The sequence below is a fragment of the Chitinophaga silvisoli genome (assembly GCF_003412465.1).
GTDB lineage: Bacteria > Bacteroidota > Bacteroidia > Chitinophagales > Chitinophagaceae > Chitinophaga > Chitinophaga silvisoli.
In genome coordinates this window covers 571,844-588,353 of the sequence record NZ_QTJV01000001.1, presented here as the reverse complement: position 1 = coordinate 588,353, position 16,510 = coordinate 571,844, and the positions used below count along the sequence as shown (strand labels likewise).

General features: G+C 46.3%; 14 protein-coding genes. All 14 read right to left on the bottom strand.

What is annotated here, in order from left to right; all coding sequences use genetic code 11:
* Positions 1 to 13: 13 nt before the first annotated feature.
* The 14 genes from DXN04_RS02455 to DXN04_RS02390 all read right to left on the bottom strand — a co-directional run bounded on the left by DXN04_RS02455 (position 14) and on the right by DXN04_RS02390 (position 16,112).
* On the bottom strand, positions 14 to 727 hold the full coding sequence (locus DXN04_RS02455) for a carboxypeptidase-like regulatory domain-containing protein (protein WP_116851713.1): 714 nt from the start codon (positions 725 to 727) through the stop codon (positions 14 to 16).
* A gap of 105 nt (positions 728 to 832) precedes the next feature.
* Entirely contained in the window at positions 833 to 982 is a 150-nt protein-coding gene (locus DXN04_RS02450) for a lmo0937 family membrane protein (RefSeq protein ID WP_116851712.1), read from the bottom strand.
* 1 nt (position 983) lies between these two features.
* Entirely contained in the window at positions 984 to 1,169 is a 186-nt protein-coding gene (locus DXN04_RS02445) for a CsbD family protein (protein ID WP_083721418.1), read from the bottom strand.
* A 70-nt stretch (positions 1,170 to 1,239) separates the two neighbouring features.
* The gene (locus DXN04_RS02440) at positions 1,240 to 2,193 is read right to left on the bottom strand and encodes an aldose 1-epimerase (RefSeq protein WP_116851711.1); all 954 of its coding nucleotides are present in this window, start codon (positions 2,191 to 2,193) and stop codon (positions 1,240 to 1,242) included.
* A gap of 189 nt (positions 2,194 to 2,382) precedes the next feature.
* Positions 2,383 to 3,711 (bottom strand): xylose isomerase, encoded by a 1,329-nt coding sequence (xylA, locus tag DXN04_RS02435; RefSeq protein WP_116851710.1) that lies wholly within the window; start codon positions 3,709 to 3,711, stop codon positions 2,383 to 2,385.
* A 104-nt stretch (positions 3,712 to 3,815) separates the two neighbouring features.
* Entirely contained in the window at positions 3,816 to 5,288 is a 1,473-nt protein-coding gene (locus DXN04_RS02430) for a xylulokinase (protein WP_116851709.1), read from the bottom strand.
* A 65-nt stretch (positions 5,289 to 5,353) separates the two neighbouring features.
* The gene (locus tag DXN04_RS02425; protein WP_116851708.1) at positions 5,354 to 7,051 is read right to left on the bottom strand and encodes a sodium/sugar symporter; all 1,698 of its coding nucleotides are present in this window, start codon (positions 7,049 to 7,051) and stop codon (positions 5,354 to 5,356) included.
* 104 nt (positions 7,052 to 7,155) lie between these two features.
* Positions 7,156 to 8,265: an NAD(P)/FAD-dependent oxidoreductase gene (locus DXN04_RS02420; protein ID WP_116851707.1), complete on the bottom strand. Its 1,110-nt coding sequence runs from the start codon at positions 8,263 to 8,265 to the stop codon at positions 7,156 to 7,158.
* Positions 8,266 to 8,276: 11 nt separating this feature from the next.
* On the bottom strand, positions 8,277 to 9,233 hold the full coding sequence (locus DXN04_RS02415; RefSeq protein WP_116851706.1) for an NADP-dependent oxidoreductase: 957 nt from the start codon (positions 9,231 to 9,233) through the stop codon (positions 8,277 to 8,279).
* A 101-nt stretch (positions 9,234 to 9,334) separates the two neighbouring features.
* On the bottom strand, positions 9,335 to 10,591 hold the full coding sequence (gene ilvA, locus DXN04_RS02410; protein WP_116851705.1) for a threonine ammonia-lyase IlvA: 1,257 nt from the start codon (positions 10,589 to 10,591) through the stop codon (positions 9,335 to 9,337).
* A gap of 146 nt (positions 10,592 to 10,737) precedes the next feature.
* Positions 10,738 to 11,328, bottom strand: coding sequence for an acetolactate synthase small subunit (gene ilvN, locus DXN04_RS02405; RefSeq protein WP_116851704.1), 591 nt, complete (start codon positions 11,326 to 11,328; stop codon positions 10,738 to 10,740).
* Positions 11,329 to 11,355: 27 nt separating this feature from the next.
* A complete protein-coding gene (gene ilvB, locus DXN04_RS02400; protein ID WP_317128893.1) occupies positions 11,356 to 13,113 on the bottom strand; it encodes a biosynthetic-type acetolactate synthase large subunit in 1,758 nt (585 codons plus the stop codon).
* Complete coding sequence (ilvD, locus tag DXN04_RS02395; protein WP_116851703.1) at positions 13,079 to 14,758, bottom strand: dihydroxy-acid dehydratase; 1,680 nt, start codon at positions 14,756 to 14,758, stop codon at positions 13,079 to 13,081. Before ilvD ends, ilvB begins: the two co-directional genes overlap by 35 nt.
* Before the next feature lie 448 nt (positions 14,759 to 15,206).
* Positions 15,207 to 16,112, bottom strand: a complete 906-nt coding sequence (locus tag DXN04_RS02390) for a branched-chain amino acid transaminase (protein WP_116851702.1) — start codon at positions 16,110 to 16,112, stop codon at positions 15,207 to 15,209.
* Between the last annotated feature and the right edge of the window lie 398 nt (positions 16,113 to 16,510).

Sequence of the window (16,510 nt, the reverse complement as noted above, 5' to 3'; positions counted from 1 at the left end):
TTCCTTTATAACCCTACTTCTTCTTCCATGCCTTGTACTTATCCGTAATCCAATACATCAGGTCTTCCGTCGGCATCATCCTCAGGGTATCGTAATCCGGATAATTCTCCATCATAAACAATTTCAGGCTATCCCCCTTCAAACTCGTTACCCTGCTCACAAATAATGGTGTATACCTTGAATCGATGTATTTATCTTTCTCCGCCTTCGCATAAATCTTCTTGAACTCACGCTTCTGTTTCTCCTTTCTTGAATACCTGGTAAACGGACTAAATACAATCCCTGCGCCTACCGGTGTACTGCCACCTGCCAGCGGCTTGTTGGGATTATCCAGGATATACCCAAACTGATCACGCCTGTTGATAGAGTCCAGCTGGTAAGGCGTATACTTCGTGGTCACCTCTACCCCATGCAATTGCCTGCTCTCTACTACCAGGTGGATCTCCCTTGTCTCAGTACCAGTTTCCGCACTCACGACCAGACTATCCGGATTGTACCCCAGGAAACCAAACACCACCATGTCACCCTTTTTCGCTGATATCTTATAAAAACCGCCCTTATCAGAATAGGACCTTCGCCCGGTGGTCTTGTTTGTAATACTAGCATATGGTAAAACCAATCCATTCTCCTTGTCTACAATCGTACCGGTCAGGGTAACCTGTGCCTGGCTCTTTTCTGCCAGTAAACTGCAAAGTACCAGCAGGAGCAATAAGGGCAATCGTTTCATATATCTGTTCTGTTTATTCCACCAAGTTCCTTAAAAAAAACAAAAAATCCCCCCGTTGCCAGGAGGATTTTGCATGATTATTTTGCCACAGTAAAGCAAGATAACTCAACTGGCACCTCTTATCACCTGTAAAAGAATGGCTATTATAGCTATCACCAACAGGATGTGAATTAATCCACCTGCGGAATATACGAAGAAGCCTAACAACCAACCGATAATAAGTATTACTGCAATGATATATAAGAGACTTCCCATTTTACACAGATTTAAGCATTTTAATAACTTCATCCCTGCTCTTGCCCAGCTTTTGCTGGATCTTTCCGATCAGACGGTCCTCCTGTCCTTCTTCATACAGCAGATCATCATCTGTCAGGTCTGCGTATTGTTGCTTTATCTTGCCCTTAATCTCGTTCCAGGCACCTTTAATTTGTAAAGTATCCATAACATTAACTTTTTTGGGTGAAACAATGCTTTACAAAATCCAAAGACTATGCCAGAGGGGATGCCAGTTATCAATAGGCTACTGCTGTGATGGCTGTACTAAATACCTTCTCTTCCCCCGGTTCCAGGGTCACCAGCCCCATGCCGTTATTAAAGGCATTTGGCGCACCGGTAAGGTGCTCTATCGCAATACTGTTGCGGTGAGCAGGGATATAAATCTGTAAAATCGGATAACAGGGTTCAGGGAAAAAATGAATCAATACCCGCTTCCGCGGATCCCGCAGGGTGGCCAGGGCACTATGCCTGCTGAAATCCAGCAGGAAACTGTTGTCCAGCGGTATTCCGGCCAGACTTTGCGCTTCCAGGAAACGGTCATAGGGCAATACATTGCCTGTAGGTATCAGTTGCGCATTAAATTCTACTATTTGTTCCGAAGCAAATTGCAATTCCAGCTCATCGACAGGAGTTCCTGTACTAAAATAAGGATGCCAGCCATCCATGACAGGAATCGCCACTTCAGCATTATTCAGTATAAAAGTAGAGATCCGCAGCTGCTGGCCTGGTTCCAGGTGATATTTTACTTCACAGTCATAAGGAAAAGGGTAACCCGCATCATTCCCTGTATAAGTATGGCGCAATGTCAGCACAGCACCTTTTTCACTGGCCTCCTTACTGACTACCTCAAACGGTACATCGTAGAGCAAACCATGAATGGCGCTGCCAGACGTAGAGAGTGTTTTCCCGATAGTATATTCCTGCTCCTCCCAGCGGTAAGTACCTGCAGGAATACGGCATGCAAAAGGACTCAGTTTCGCGCTTTTGTAATATTCAGGCAGGTTTACCTTATAATCTTCCAGGCTTTCATAACTATCAATGACGTTCAGGAAACCTTCGCCATGCGGTATTTTGAAAGCATGCAACAATGCACTGTGTGCTGGGATGATTTCTGCCTGTGTGCCGGTATCACCATCTATGAGAGCAATGATATCGAACCCTGCCTGATGGATAGATTGAATAGAAAACATAGCGCTATATCAGTTTACGTTTGCAATAGTGTCGTTACCGACCAGGTGTTGCACGCCCCGGCCGCACATACTTCCAAGTTACGCAAACTTTGCGGGCAATTAAAACTGACAGCGATACAGCGCTTCTACTTAAAAAAAATAGCTCCTGCCACGCGGCAGGAGCTATTCATGTAAAAAATAAAATGACTATCAGATATACTGATTGATGATATTTTCTAACCATTCCTGTTTGCCACTGATCATCTTTGGTTCGCCGTTAGCAATTGCAAAACTGCGCAAATCTTCCAATGTCAGTTTTCCATCTTCGAATTCCTTTCCTTTACCGCTGTCGAAAGATGCATAACGGTCTTTACGGAATTGTTTGTAAGGAGACTGCTCCAGAATCTTTTCTGCAACGATCGCAGCACGGGCAAATGTATCGATACCACCGATGTGTGCATGGAAGAGATCTTCCAGGTCTGTAGAGTTACGACGTGCTTTCGCATCAAAGTTCACACCACCACCTGCAAATCCACCAGCTTCCAGGATCACCAGCATTGCTTCGATCAGGTCATTCAGGTTCATTGGGAACTGGTCAGTATCCCAGCCATTCTGGTAATCACCACGGTTCGCATCAATACTACCCAGGAAACCGGCATCGGCAGCTACCTGCAGTTCATGCTGGAAGGTATGTCCCGCCAGCGTAGCGTGGTTAACTTCGATATTCAGTTTGAAATCCTTGTCCAGACCGTAATGACGGAGGAAACCGATTACAGTTGCAGAATCGTAATCGTACTGGTGTTTAGTAGGCTCACAAGGTTTAGGCTCGATGAAGAAAGTACCTTTGAAACCCTGTTTACGTGCATAATCACGCGCTATGCCAAGGAATCGTGCCAGGTGTTCCTGCTCACGCTTCATGTTGGTGTTCAGCAGGGTCATATAACCTTCACGGCCACCCCAGAATACATAGTTTTCCCCACCCAGTGCAATGGTTGCATCCATGGAGTTCTTTACCTGTGTACCTGCGTACGCCACTACAGAAAAGTCAGGATTAGTGCTGGCACCGTTCATATAACGGGGATTGCTGAATACATTCGCTGTACCCCAGAGCAGTTTTACACCACTGGCTTTTTGTTTTTCTTTTGCATACTCTACGATTGCCTGCATACGGCTTTCATATTCAGCAATGTTAGCCCCTTCGTCTACCAGGTCCACATCATGGAAGCAGTAGTAAGGAAGACCCAGTTTGGTGATGAATTCAAACGCTGCATCCATCTTGTCTTTTGCACTCTGCACAGCATCCGGAGCGGTGAGCCATGGAAATTCTTTGGTACCAGGACCGAATGGGTCGCCACCAGTTCCGCAGAAGGTATGCCAGTAAGACACCGCAAAGCGGAAGAGTTCTTTCATGGTTTTACCACCAATCTTTCTGTTCTCATCATACCATTTATAAGCAAATGGATTGTTTGACTGAGGACCTTCATAGGCAATCTTACCAATGCCTTTGAAGTATTCCTTGTTTCCTAAAGTAATGCTCATTGTCAATGTTTTTTTTGATCCTAACGTGTAATATATGTGTGTGTGTCTTTGAAAGTAAAATTCAATTCCTCAAGAGTAGAATTACAATCCAAAGCAGTTAATAACTAAATAATTCTCTTCAGACCCTCTACCCATTCCTCATAAATACCTTTATATGCACTATTCGTCTCCGGTTCTATCGTAGCCAGGCACTCCATACCCTTAAACGCATCTTCCACCGCATACAATCCTGCTCCTACACCCGCCGCTCTCGCAGCCCCCTGTGCACCATCCGTATTGTACAACTCAATCACCACATCGGCAGTATTTGCAAATACCTCTCTGAATAAGGGACTCAGGAACATATTCGCATGCCCTGCCCTTACCCGCTTAATTTGCAATCCCATATCCTGCATAATATCCATACCGTATTTCAGCGCAAATACAATTCCTTCCTGAGCCGCCCGCAGCATATGCTCCCTGCCATGAATATTGAAGTTGAGGCCTTTGAACTCCGCACCAATTTCCTTATTCGCGAGTATACGCTCTGCCCCATTGCCAAAGGGGTAGATCTTTAACCCACGTGAACCAACAGGAGCCACAGCTGCCAGTGCATTCATCTCTTCGTAAGATGGCTTGCCTACCAGGTTGCGCATCCAGCTGTTCAGAATACCTGTACCATTCAGGCACATTAACACACCATTACGATGCGCTGCTGCCGTATCATTCACATGTACGAAAGTATTTACCCTGCTTTGTTCATCAAATGCAATATGATCATGCACTGCATATACCACACCCGAAGTACCTGCGGTAGTCGCCGCTTCGCCAGGCTGTAATACATTCAGTGAAAAAGCATTGTTTGGCTGGTCGCCCGCACGGTAAGTAACCGGCGTACCTGCTGCTATTCCCAGCAAAGCCGCTGCCTGCGCAGTCACCTTGCCCTGTACACCAAACGTAGGTACTACATTGGATAACAGCTTCCCGCTGATACCATAATGTTTCAGCAACACCGGCGATACCTGGTGCATACTGAAATCCCAGAAAATTCCTTCGGACAAACCGGAGATGGTAGTCGCTGCATCACCCGTCAGGCGCATAGCAATGAAATCGCCCGGGAGCATCACCTTGTCAATGCGCTCATAGATGCCAGGTTCATGCTCCTGCACCCAACGTAATTTAGAAGCTGTAAAATTTCCGGGGGAGTTTAAAAGATATTGCAGGCACCAGTTAGGACCCAGCTTCTCAAAAGCCGTATTTCCTATTTCAACAGCCCTGCTATCGCACCAGATAATTGCAGGACGCAATACCTGCTGGTCCTTATCCACACATACCAGCCCATGCATCTGATAGGCAATACCTATCCCTGCTACAGCCGATCCTTCAAAAGGGTGAATTTGTTGTAATTGCTTTGTCGCATGCTGAACTTCCCGCCACCACATCTCAGGGTCCTGTTCTGCCCATCCCGCCACCGGGGCATGCATAGGCATTTCCTGGGCAGGGCTGATCGCCGTAGCCACACATTTGCCTGTATCAGTATCCAGCAGGGCTGCCTTCACTGAAGACGATCCGATATCATAACCAATCGTATACCTCATAACGCTTGCAGGTTTATAAAAAAGAAGAGGTTGTATCATAGATACAACCTCTTATCAAAAATCTCTTACCAGAAAATGGTATATAATGCTACCAGGATACCACAAATCAAAATCGCTGTAATTGCAAATGGCATTGAAGTCCTGAACATAGAAGGATCCACTTCCAGCCCTTTGGACTCATCTACTACCTCAGCACCAGCTACCTTCACCTTAGCAGGGGCAACCAGTGAAATCAGGATCATTGCAATCACGCACACTACGAATACAATACCCATACGATCCAGGAACGGAATTTCATACACACCGTTTGCTGCAGGTACGGAGAATCCGATGCCACTCAAACCGGAAAGATCAGCCCAACCTGGCAGGAACTTCAGGATGATAGACAGTGCAAAACCACCGATCATCGCAAACAAGGCTGCTCCTGAAGTAGTACGTTTCCAGAAGAATCCCAGCAGGAACATCGCAAAGATGCCCGGAGATACGAAGCCAGTGTATTCCTGTATAAACTGGAAGCCGCCTTTCTTATCAATACCCAGGAACGGAGAGATGATAATGGCGAGGATCATGGCTACGATCACTACAATTTTACCAGTACGCACCACGTGCTTTTCATCTGCATTCTTCGCAAAGTGTTCCTTGTAGATATCCAGTGTAAAGATGGTAGAAATACTGTTTGCCTTACCAGCCAGGGAAGCTACTACCGCAGCAGTCAGCGCAGCAAAAGCCAGCCCTTTCATACCGATTGGCAACAGGTTCATCAACACCGGGTAAGCATTGTCAGGATTGAGTTCACCACCCTTCACCATCTCTGCCTGGAACAAACCGCGGCTGTGCAATACATAAGCAGCGATACCAGGTATTACCACGATCAGTGGCATCAGGAGCTTCAGGAAACCTGCAAACAGCAGACCGGAACGCGCTGTTTTCAGATCAGCACCCAATGCACGCTGCGTAATATATTGGTTACAACCCCAATAGTTTAAATTTACAATCCACATACCACCTACCAGGATAGACAACCCAGGCAGATCCAGGTAATGAGGATCCTTTCTGTCCAGGATCATATGGAAGTGATCACCGGCATGTTCTGTCATCAGGTGGAACCCATTTAATACACCAGTTGTCCCAAAGTGCTCTGATACCAGGTTCAGGGCCAGGTAAGTAGTAGCCAGACCACCCAGGATCAGGAAAAACACCTGGATGACATCTGTATAACCAATCACCTTCATACCTCCCAGCGTAATAAACACCGCGAAGACAGCCAGCAGGATCATACAAACATTAAAGTCAATTCCTGAAATGGTGTTGATCGCCAGGGCACCCAGGTACAGTATGGAAGTCAGGTTCACCACTACATAAAGCAGCAACCAAAACACCGCCATAATGGTACTCACCGTTTGATTATACCTGCGCAGCAGGAACTGCGGCATCGTATAAATCTTGTTTTTCAGATAAATAGGGAGGAAAAACACAGCTACGATAATGAGGGTAGCAGCCGCCATCCATTCGTAAGTGGAAATTGCCAAACCTATATTAAAACCGGAACCGGCCATACCAATAAACTGCTCCGCGGAGATGTTGGATGCAATCAGGGAAGCACCAATGGCCCACCATGTGAGGGATCCTTCTGCCAGGAAAAAGTCTTTGGAGTCAGTAGTTTTTCGTTTCTTTTTCTGGTAGATATATATACCGTAACCGGCAACTATCGCGAAATACACCAAAAAGACGACATAATCGAGGAATTGTAAACTCTTTTGCATAAAATCAACGTGGTATAAAATAAATGTTGGTCAATATAGTAACATTTTTATTAAACGTAAAATTTACATTTAAAAATTATTTCAGTGGGTGGAGTTGATCATGGTTATTCTCTTATAAGGATATCGGCCAGTTGTGCCCCGATAGCCGTTCCAATTGCAACGCCCATACCGCCCATTCTTACGCCCAGCGCGATTCGGGCTGAATGACGGCGGATTACCGGCTGCCGGTTCTGGCCAAAAGCCATGATGCCCGCCCAGCGGTCAGCAATATTAAACGAAAAACCCGGCAAAATAATATGGCGTAAACGGTTTTCCAGTTCTGTATGAATATTGGGATTTAATTCAAAAGCCGTGCTTCGCTCTCCGGCAAAGTCCATATTACGACCTCCCCCAAAGAGGACACGCCCCTCCAGCTCACGGAAGTAATAATAGCCTTCATCCATATGGTAGATGCCCTTAAATGGTAGCCCGGGTATTAGATCGGTAATCAATACCTGCCCCCTGCCAGGCACCACATCCAGCTCAGGAAGGATGTCTTTTGTAAAAGCATTGGTACAAATACCTAATTGCCTGGCCTCAAAAACATATTCTCCCACTAATACCTGTATGGTGTCTTCCTTTTCAATGATCTCACTGATCGTGCAACCCGTTTTTATCTCCACACCATAAAACAAGGCCAGGTCAATCAACCTGCGCATCATCTTCCCCGTATGCAGCTCTCCCTCATAATTATTCCGAATCAGCCCCTTTACATAATCAGCACTAAATCCAAATTCATTGGGTACATACGTAAATGCATTCCCACCCAGCAAAGGCCGCAATAACTCATTCATGCGATCAATTTCTGACAAGGCCGGGAGTTCCTGCTCTCCGATCAGCTCATAACTCCCGTTCTCCCTGTAATCCATGTTTTGATCGCCTATACGATGCCGCAATGCCTGCAATCCCTTCCATCTTAACTCCAGCAAGGCCAGTACATCATCAGCAGGCATATCCCGCAGATCCGCCAGCAACTCGGTCAAACTTCCGATACAGGCAAAACCTGCATTCTTTGTACTCGCCCCCGTGGGCAACACCCCCTTCTCCAATACAAGTACACGGGCCTGCGGCTGCGCTTCGCGCAGACTGATCGCCGTGGATAAACCCACGATACCACTGCCGGCTATTATGTAATCGTATTGAAGAAGAGATTGTTTTTCCCAGTAGCTGAGCATATAAATATCTTTTAGATCACCAGCACTACCTTGCCGCTCACATGACCTGTTTCCACCGCTTCATGCGCTTTCCCCACATCTTCCAGCGGGAACGTCTGATCCACCTTTACTTTCAGATCGCCACTAGCCAGCAAGGCTGCCACCTGCTCCATTCTCTCACCTGACGGACTTACCACCATCCACTTTACCCGCACATTTTTGGCAGCCGCTTTTGCAAGAATGGCCGGATCATCTTTATACATGGAAGGCAGGCATATCAACACGCCTCCGGGTTTCAATACATCTATAGAGCGGAGTGAGTTCTCTCCACCAATACCATCCAGCACTACATCCATATCATTTACGGCGGCAGCAAAATCCTGTGCTTTATAGTCCAGTGCCAGATCCACACCCAGTTCCTTCAGCAAACCATGATTCTGCTGCGAAGCAGTACCCACCACATACGCCCCCTTCCACCTGGCCAGTTGTACTGCTATATGGCCTACACCACCGGCAGCTGCATGAATCAGTATTTTTTGTCCGGCACTAAGACCTCCCTGGTCAAACAGTGCCTCCCAGGCAGTCAGTGCAGCCAGTGGTGTTGCAGCAGCTACCTCATTGCTTACAGAAGCTGGTATCAGGGCAAATTCATCCTCCTGTACTATTGCGTATTCCGCATATGCATTGCCGGCATGTGGGAAATTGCTCATTCCAAACACACGTTCATTTCTGTCAAATCGGCTTACACCTTCTCCAAGACTCACCACTTCTCCCGCTATATCCCATCCCAGGATGGCAGGAAGCTCCAGTTCTTTGGCAGGCAGACCTTTGCCTGTACGGGTTTTATAATCAACAGGGTTGATACCTGCGGCGCGTACTTTTATGAGTAATTGACCTGCAGCCGGCAGGGGTACCGGTATTTTTTCGATAGTCAGGTTACTGGCGGGGCCAAATTCCCGCAGCAGGGCTGCGCGCATGAGATTGCTCATCTTCCGGAATTATTTATCTAAATGTAATTAAAAGGGGCAAAATAAAACCTCCTGCGTAATACAGGAGGTTAATTTCTTGTTACCAGTTATGTGGCGATCGCTTATACTAAATAACCAAATAAGTTATCGTCCTCATTCAGTGCAGTATAATGTATACCGTACTTCTTAAAGTTTGCCACCAGGATATCGTAATCCTCCTTCTTTTTCAGCTCCACACCAATCAGGGCAGGACCTGTTTCTTTATTATGCTTCTGGATAAATTCAAATCTAGTGATATCATCATCAGGACCCAGCACATGATTCACAAATTCTTTCAGTGCGCCAGGACGCTGTACAAAGCGGATGATGAAGTAATGTTTAAGCCCCTCATACAGCAATGACCTTTCTTTGATCTCCTGCATGCGGTCAATATCATTGTTACCACCACTCACCACACACACTACTTTTTTGCCTTCGATCTCTTTTGCAAAATCGTCCAGTGCTGCAATAGACAGGGCACCCGCAGGTTCCACCACGATTGCATCTTCATTATACAATTTCAGGATGGTCGTACAGATCTTACCTTCTGCTACCGTGTGCATTTTGTCCAGCACATCTTTGCAGATTTCGAAATTCAGCGTACCTACCCTCTTTACGGCGGCACCATCTACAAAGCGCTCAATTTCTTCCAGTGTCACAGGCTCACCTTTTTCCAGTGCAGCTGTCATAGATGCAGCTCCCTTAGGTTCTACCCCGATCACTTTCGTATGCGGACTGTATGTTTTAAAATACGTACCGGCACCGGCAGCAAGTCCGCCCCCACCGATAGGTACAAAAATATAATCGATATGTGACTGGTCTTCCAGTACCTCTACAGCTACTGTACCCTGTCCTTCTATGATCTTGGGATCGTCAAAAGGAGCGACGAATGTCATACCATGTGCTTTGGTAAATGCCTGTGCTTCGGCAGCACAATCATCAAATGTATCTCCCACCAGTCTGATCTCAATATTATCTCCGCCAAACATATTTACCTGGTTCACCTTCTGCTTGGGGGTAATAATCGGCATGAAAATTACACCTTTAATATCCAGCTGACGACATGCATACGCTACACCCTGGGCATGGTTGCCCGCACTGGCACAGGTTACACCTTTGGCCAGCAGGTCTTTTTCCAGACTGCTGATCTTGTTGTAGGCCCCCCGCAGTTTATACGAGCGTACGATCTGCATGTCTTCCCTTTTCAGATAAATATCAGCATTGTACCTGCGTGACAATGTTGGACTATAGGTCAGGGGTGTTCTGTTCACCACTGGCTTCAACTTCACCGCTGCATCGAGAATATTGAGCGGATTAACACTTGTTAATACCTGAGACATGTGATTGAGATAAGAATTGAGGTTGTATCAAAAGTAATTTGATGGCTTTTAGAATTCAATTAAAGAAGATTCTCTCCATCAGGGATCCGGATAAAATCCCGGAAATTTTACTTTTGCTACAACCTCAAAGAATTGATTATAGTTTATTAGATACTCTCTGCCTGATGTGAACCTGGCTGTCCGTGCGTATAATCCACTTCTGCCAGATCATCTGCTTCCTGTTCAGACAGATTTTTCAAATGATCATGGAAACGACGACTCCATTTCACGATTGCAACGCGACCGCTTTTGGAATATTCGATCAGTCCATAAGGTGCCAATTTCGCCTGCAGCGCTATCAGCTCCTCCTGGTGACCTGTCTTCTCCAGTACAAAGTATTCGTCTGTAATAGTCAGGATCCTTGCCGCATTTTCACGGATCAGCTTTTCGATGCTACCGTTCTTCAATGCTTTTGTCGATATCTTATACAATGCCAGTTCCTGATACACTACTTCATCTTCATCGTGTACGAATGCACGGTGTATTTCCACCAGGCGCTCGATCTGACCAACTACTTTATCCAGCAGTGATCTTTCAGCAAGTACAGTGATGATGAACTTATAAACACCTTCGATCTCCGTCGGTGCGGTAGTGAGACTGGTGATATTGATACGACGGCGTGTAAAGATAACAGTGATACGGTTCGTGATACCGATCCTGTCTTCTGTATATACCGTGATTGTATATTCTTTTTGCATAATAATTCTTCGTTGTTAAAAGGTTTACTACTCGAGCCTGATGTTAGCAATTGGAGCACCAGCTGGTACCATAGGGAATACGTTGTCTTCCTTCTCTACGACTACCTCCAGCAGGTAAGCACCATCGTGGCTGATCATTTCATCAATCGCCGCCACAATATCAGCACGGTCAGTTACCTTCTTGCCCGGAATGTAAAAACCTTTCGCAATCTGTACGAAGTCAGGATTCGTCATTTCGGTTGAAGAATAACGCTTGTCATGGAACAGCTGCTGCCACTGACGCACCATACCCAGGAAGTTGTTGTTCAGGATCACGATCTTCACACCAATCTGTGACTGGTAAATCGTACCTAATTCCTGTAAGGTCATCTGGAAACAACCATCCCCAATTACTGCTACTACCTCTTTCTCCTGGGCACCCATCTTGGCACCCATTGCAGCCGGCAGTGAGAAACCCATGGTACCCATACCACCGCTGGTGATATTGGTATTAGGATCCTTGAAGCGATAGTAACGGGAAGCAATCATCTGGTGCTGACCTACGTCCGTAACCAGTACTGCTTTACCTGCTGTACGCTCAGAGATGAGGCGTACTACTTCCGCCATTTTCAGCGCACCCTCTGTAGGATACAGTTCACGACGGTTTACCTTCTCTTCTTCCTGCTTATCTGCCTCCCTGAAACCGGCAATCCACTCATCGTGTTTTGCTGCTTTCACCAGTGGCAACAGCGCCTGCAATGCAGTTTTAGCATCCGCATGTACACCTACTTCTGCCGTGATAATTTTGTTGATCTCAGCAGCATCGATTTCGATGTGGATTACCTTTGCCTGTTTTACGTATTTAGTCACATCACCGGTTACGCGGTCGTCAAAGCGCATACCTACTGCGATGACAACATCACATTCATCGGTTTTGATGTTGGGTGCATAGTTACCATGCATACCCAGGAAGCCCACATAGTTAGGATGATCTACCGGTACGGCAGAGAGACCTAACAGTGTAGAAGCGATAGGAATACCTGCTTTTTCAGACAGGGCTATCAGCTCCTTTTCAGCGCCTGCCAGCAGTACCCCATGTCCGCACAGGATATAAGGTCTTTTAGCTTCGTTGATCAGGGCAGCAGCAGATTTCACCGCTTCGTTGTTCAGCTTTGGAACAGGGTGATAACTGCGGATATATTCACACTTGCTATATTCAAAATCGAACTTAGCTACCTGTGCATTCTTGGTGATATCTACCAGTACAGGACCCGGACGACCGCTGGCAGCAATGTAAAATGCTTTGGCGATAGCACCTGGGATATCTTCCGCACGGGTTACCTGGATATTCCATTTGGTAATAGGAATGGTAATCCCGATCACGTCAGTTTCCTGGAAAGCATCGGTACCCAGCAGGTGGGCAGCCACCTGACCGGTGATGCATACCATGGGGGTAGAATCCATATAAGCATCTGCCAGACCGGTTACCAGGTTGGTAGCACCAGGGCCTGAAGTGGCAAATACCACACCCACCTTACCGGAGGTACGGGCATACCCCTGCGCAGCATGGGTAGCGCCCTGTTCGTGGCGTACTAATATGTGATGGACCTCATCCTGAAAATCGTAAAGGGCATCATAAATGGGCATAATGGCCCCACCTGGATAGCCGAAAATGGTTTTCACATCTTCTGCAATCAGCGAGCGGATCACGGCTTCGGAACCGGTTATATGTAGTTTTTCCGCAGTAGCCGCTGCTGGCTTAGTAGCCGCCTCAGGCTTCATCGGTAACACATCCTTCTGTTGCATTTGAAACGAGTTTTGCGTATTTATATAATACTCCACTATTTACCTTCAGGGCAGGTTTTACCCATTTGGCGCGGCGTGCAGCGATTTCTTCATCGCTTACTTCCAGCTTAATGGTGTTATGTTTTGCGTCAATTTCAATAATATCATTGTCTTCTACCAGGCCGATCAAACCACCTTCTACAGCTTCAGGGGTGATATGACCTACCACGAAACCGTGGGTACCACCGGAGAAACGGCCATCGGTGATCAGTGCTACGCTCTTACCCAGGCCCACACCCATGATGGCGGAGGTAGGTTTCAGCATCTCAGGCATACCTGGTGCACCTTTAGGACCTACATTGCGGATCACCACTACGTCGCCGCTCTTTACACGGCCACTGGTGATCCCTGCGATCAGTTCATATTCACCATCAAATGTCCTTGCAGGACCACGGAAAAACTCACCTTCCTTACCGGTGATCTTAGCCACGGAACCCAGTTCTGCCAGGTTGCCATACAGGATCTGGATGTGACCAGATTCTTTCAGCGGCTTCTCTACCGGTACGATGATGTCCTGGCTTTCGAAATCCAGGTCCGGAACGCTCTCCAGGTTTTCAGCAATGGTCTTGCCGGTTACAGTGATACAATCACCATGAAGCAAACCAGCTTTCAGCAGGTATTTCATTACCAGCGGAACACCGCCGATTTTGTGCAGGTCTTCCATCAGGTATTTACCACTTGGTTTCAGGTCGGCGATCAGTGGTGTGCTGTCGCTGATACGCTGAAAATCATTGATGGTAAACTTCACGCCTACTGATTTTGCAATCGCGATCATGTGCAGCACAGCATTGGTGCTACCACCCATCGCCATAATCACTACAGCGGCATTTTCAAAAGCCTTGAAGGTCATAATGTCCCTTGGCTTGATATCTTTTTCGAGCAACAGGCGGATATATTTACCTGCTGTTCTACATTCTTCTCTTTTTGCTTCGCTCTGTGCAGGGGTAGAAGAACTATATGGAAGGCTCATACCCATGGCTTCGATAGCGGAGCTCATCGTATTAGCGGTATACATACCACCGCAGGCACCAGCGCCCGGGCAGGAGTTCATGATGATACCTTTATAATCCACATCGTCCAGGTTACCCGCCATTTTCTGGCCAAGTGCCTCAAAAGCGGAAATGATGTTCAGGTCCTTTCCTTTATAATGACCAGGAGAGGTAGAACCACCATAGACCATGATAGCAGGACGGTTTAAACGGCCCATAGCCATCAGGGAACCCGGCATGTTCTTATCACAGCCAGGTACAGTGATGAGGCCATCATAATATTGGCCACCCACTACAGTTTCGATGGAATCAGCAATCACGTCACGGCTGACAAGCGAGTATCGCATACCTGGTGTACCATTGGTCATACCATCGCTGACGCCTATGGTATGGAATGTGAGTCCGACCAGATCATTGGCCCAGACCCCTTTCTTGACCTCTTGTGCCAGTTCATTCAGGTGCATATTACAGGTGTTGCCATCATATCCCATGCTGGCAATGCCCACCTGTGCTTTCTTTAGGTCCTCTTCTGTTAAGCCTATACCATACAACTGTGCCTGGGTTGCAGGCTGTGTAGGGTCCTGAGTGAGCGTTTTGCTGTACTTGTTCAATTCCATCTTTTAGTAAAAGTTTGTCTGGGTTCCGGAGTCGTTCATTCAACCGGTTCCCAAATGTTGAATATCATATTAAGCAGGATACAAAGAAGCGGCTATATACGCCAAGTTCCAAACCGACATTTGGGGATCCAGCCGGATTTCAAGTAGGTCCATTTTCGTCTCAAAACCGCTATGGTATTGAATAAAGTGAACTCAAAAATCCAAAATCCAACTATTAAAAAAATCTTATAATACGAGTGCGGTCTTCCTAAAATGGGAGTGGTCTGACGGCAGGCGGCCATCGGACCACTCTCCTATTGAATATCAAAGCGAAGCAGTGTTCATTGGGTATACCAGGCAATAGTGCAACCCGGTATGTTCTTATTTCTAAATTATATACAAATACAACCTTATTTCCAGAAAAGATCCTGAAAACGATTCAGTTATATATTCTGAACACCTTTATCCCTTACGCTACCTTCACTGAAGAACGATCAAATTCCTTCTCCAGTACTCTTGCTTTATAAGCCTGTTGCAACACTTTACCCAGAGACTGTGCCCAGGGCTTAGCGAATGCCTGACCATCCAGTGATTCCAGACCTACTACTTCAGCAGCAGTACCGCAGAAGAATGCACAATCAGCAGTTTTCAGTTCGTCGGTAGTGAACAGGCGCTGTTCCAGGGGAATATTCAGCTCCTGGCACAGTTCAATTACTGTAGCACGGGTAATACCAGGCAGAATAGCACCTGGAGGTGGGGTTACGATCTTACCATCTTTTTCGAAGAAGATATTAGCACCCGGACCTTCAGCTACATAGCCTTCCAGATCCAGCAGCAATGCTTCGTCAAAGCCTTTTGTTTTAGCCTCCTGCGAAGCCAGGATAGAGTTGATGTACAAACCTGCCGACTTGGATTCGATCTTGAATGCCTTCGGATTAGGACGCTGGTAAGAAGAGGTCATTACCTTCAGCAGCTTTTCACCCAGGTAAGCACCCCATTCCCATGCACAGATCATCACGTTCATTTCGGATGCAGCTTTCAGGGTCATGTTTGGTGGGCAATAAGCGAGCGGACGAATGTAAGCTTCTTCCATGTTGTTCAGCTCCAGCACCTTGTAGCAAGCGGTGATCAATTCTTCATTGGTATAGTTGTAAGGCATGTGAATTAACTCACAGCTGCGACGGAAACGATCAAAGTGCTCTTCTGCCTTGAAGATCTTCACTTCTCCGCTGGCAGTCTTATAGGCTCTGATACCTTCGAATACAGCGTATCCATAATGTAATGACTGACCATACAGGTCGGTTTTGGCCTCACTGGCTTTAACATACTCCCCGTCAACGTAAATGATGGTGTTCTCGTTGTAATAGCTATACATATAATTCAGATATTAGAAATCTAGTGAATAACAGGCGCAAAAAAAAGCCTCCCTCGGGTGGAGGAAGGCTGTATATCTTGATTTGGTTGTACACAATTACCTATCCTCCATATTGGTGGCTAATAATGACAACGACGATCACAACGAGCGTAATAGCCCAATTGAGCTGCGCTACGATGTGATTAATCTTGTTATTGTCTTTATTTACCCACATGGGAGGAATGCTTTGTTGTTTAACTGTACAAAAGTATTGGTGATTGAAATAAAAAACAATACAATCAAAAAATTTAGTGATTTCGCAAACAAATCTCGCCTTTTTGAAAATATTGAAATTTAACCCCTTTTCTTTGTACTTTTTTTATAGAACCAACAGAATTATTGTATAACGACTTACGGTA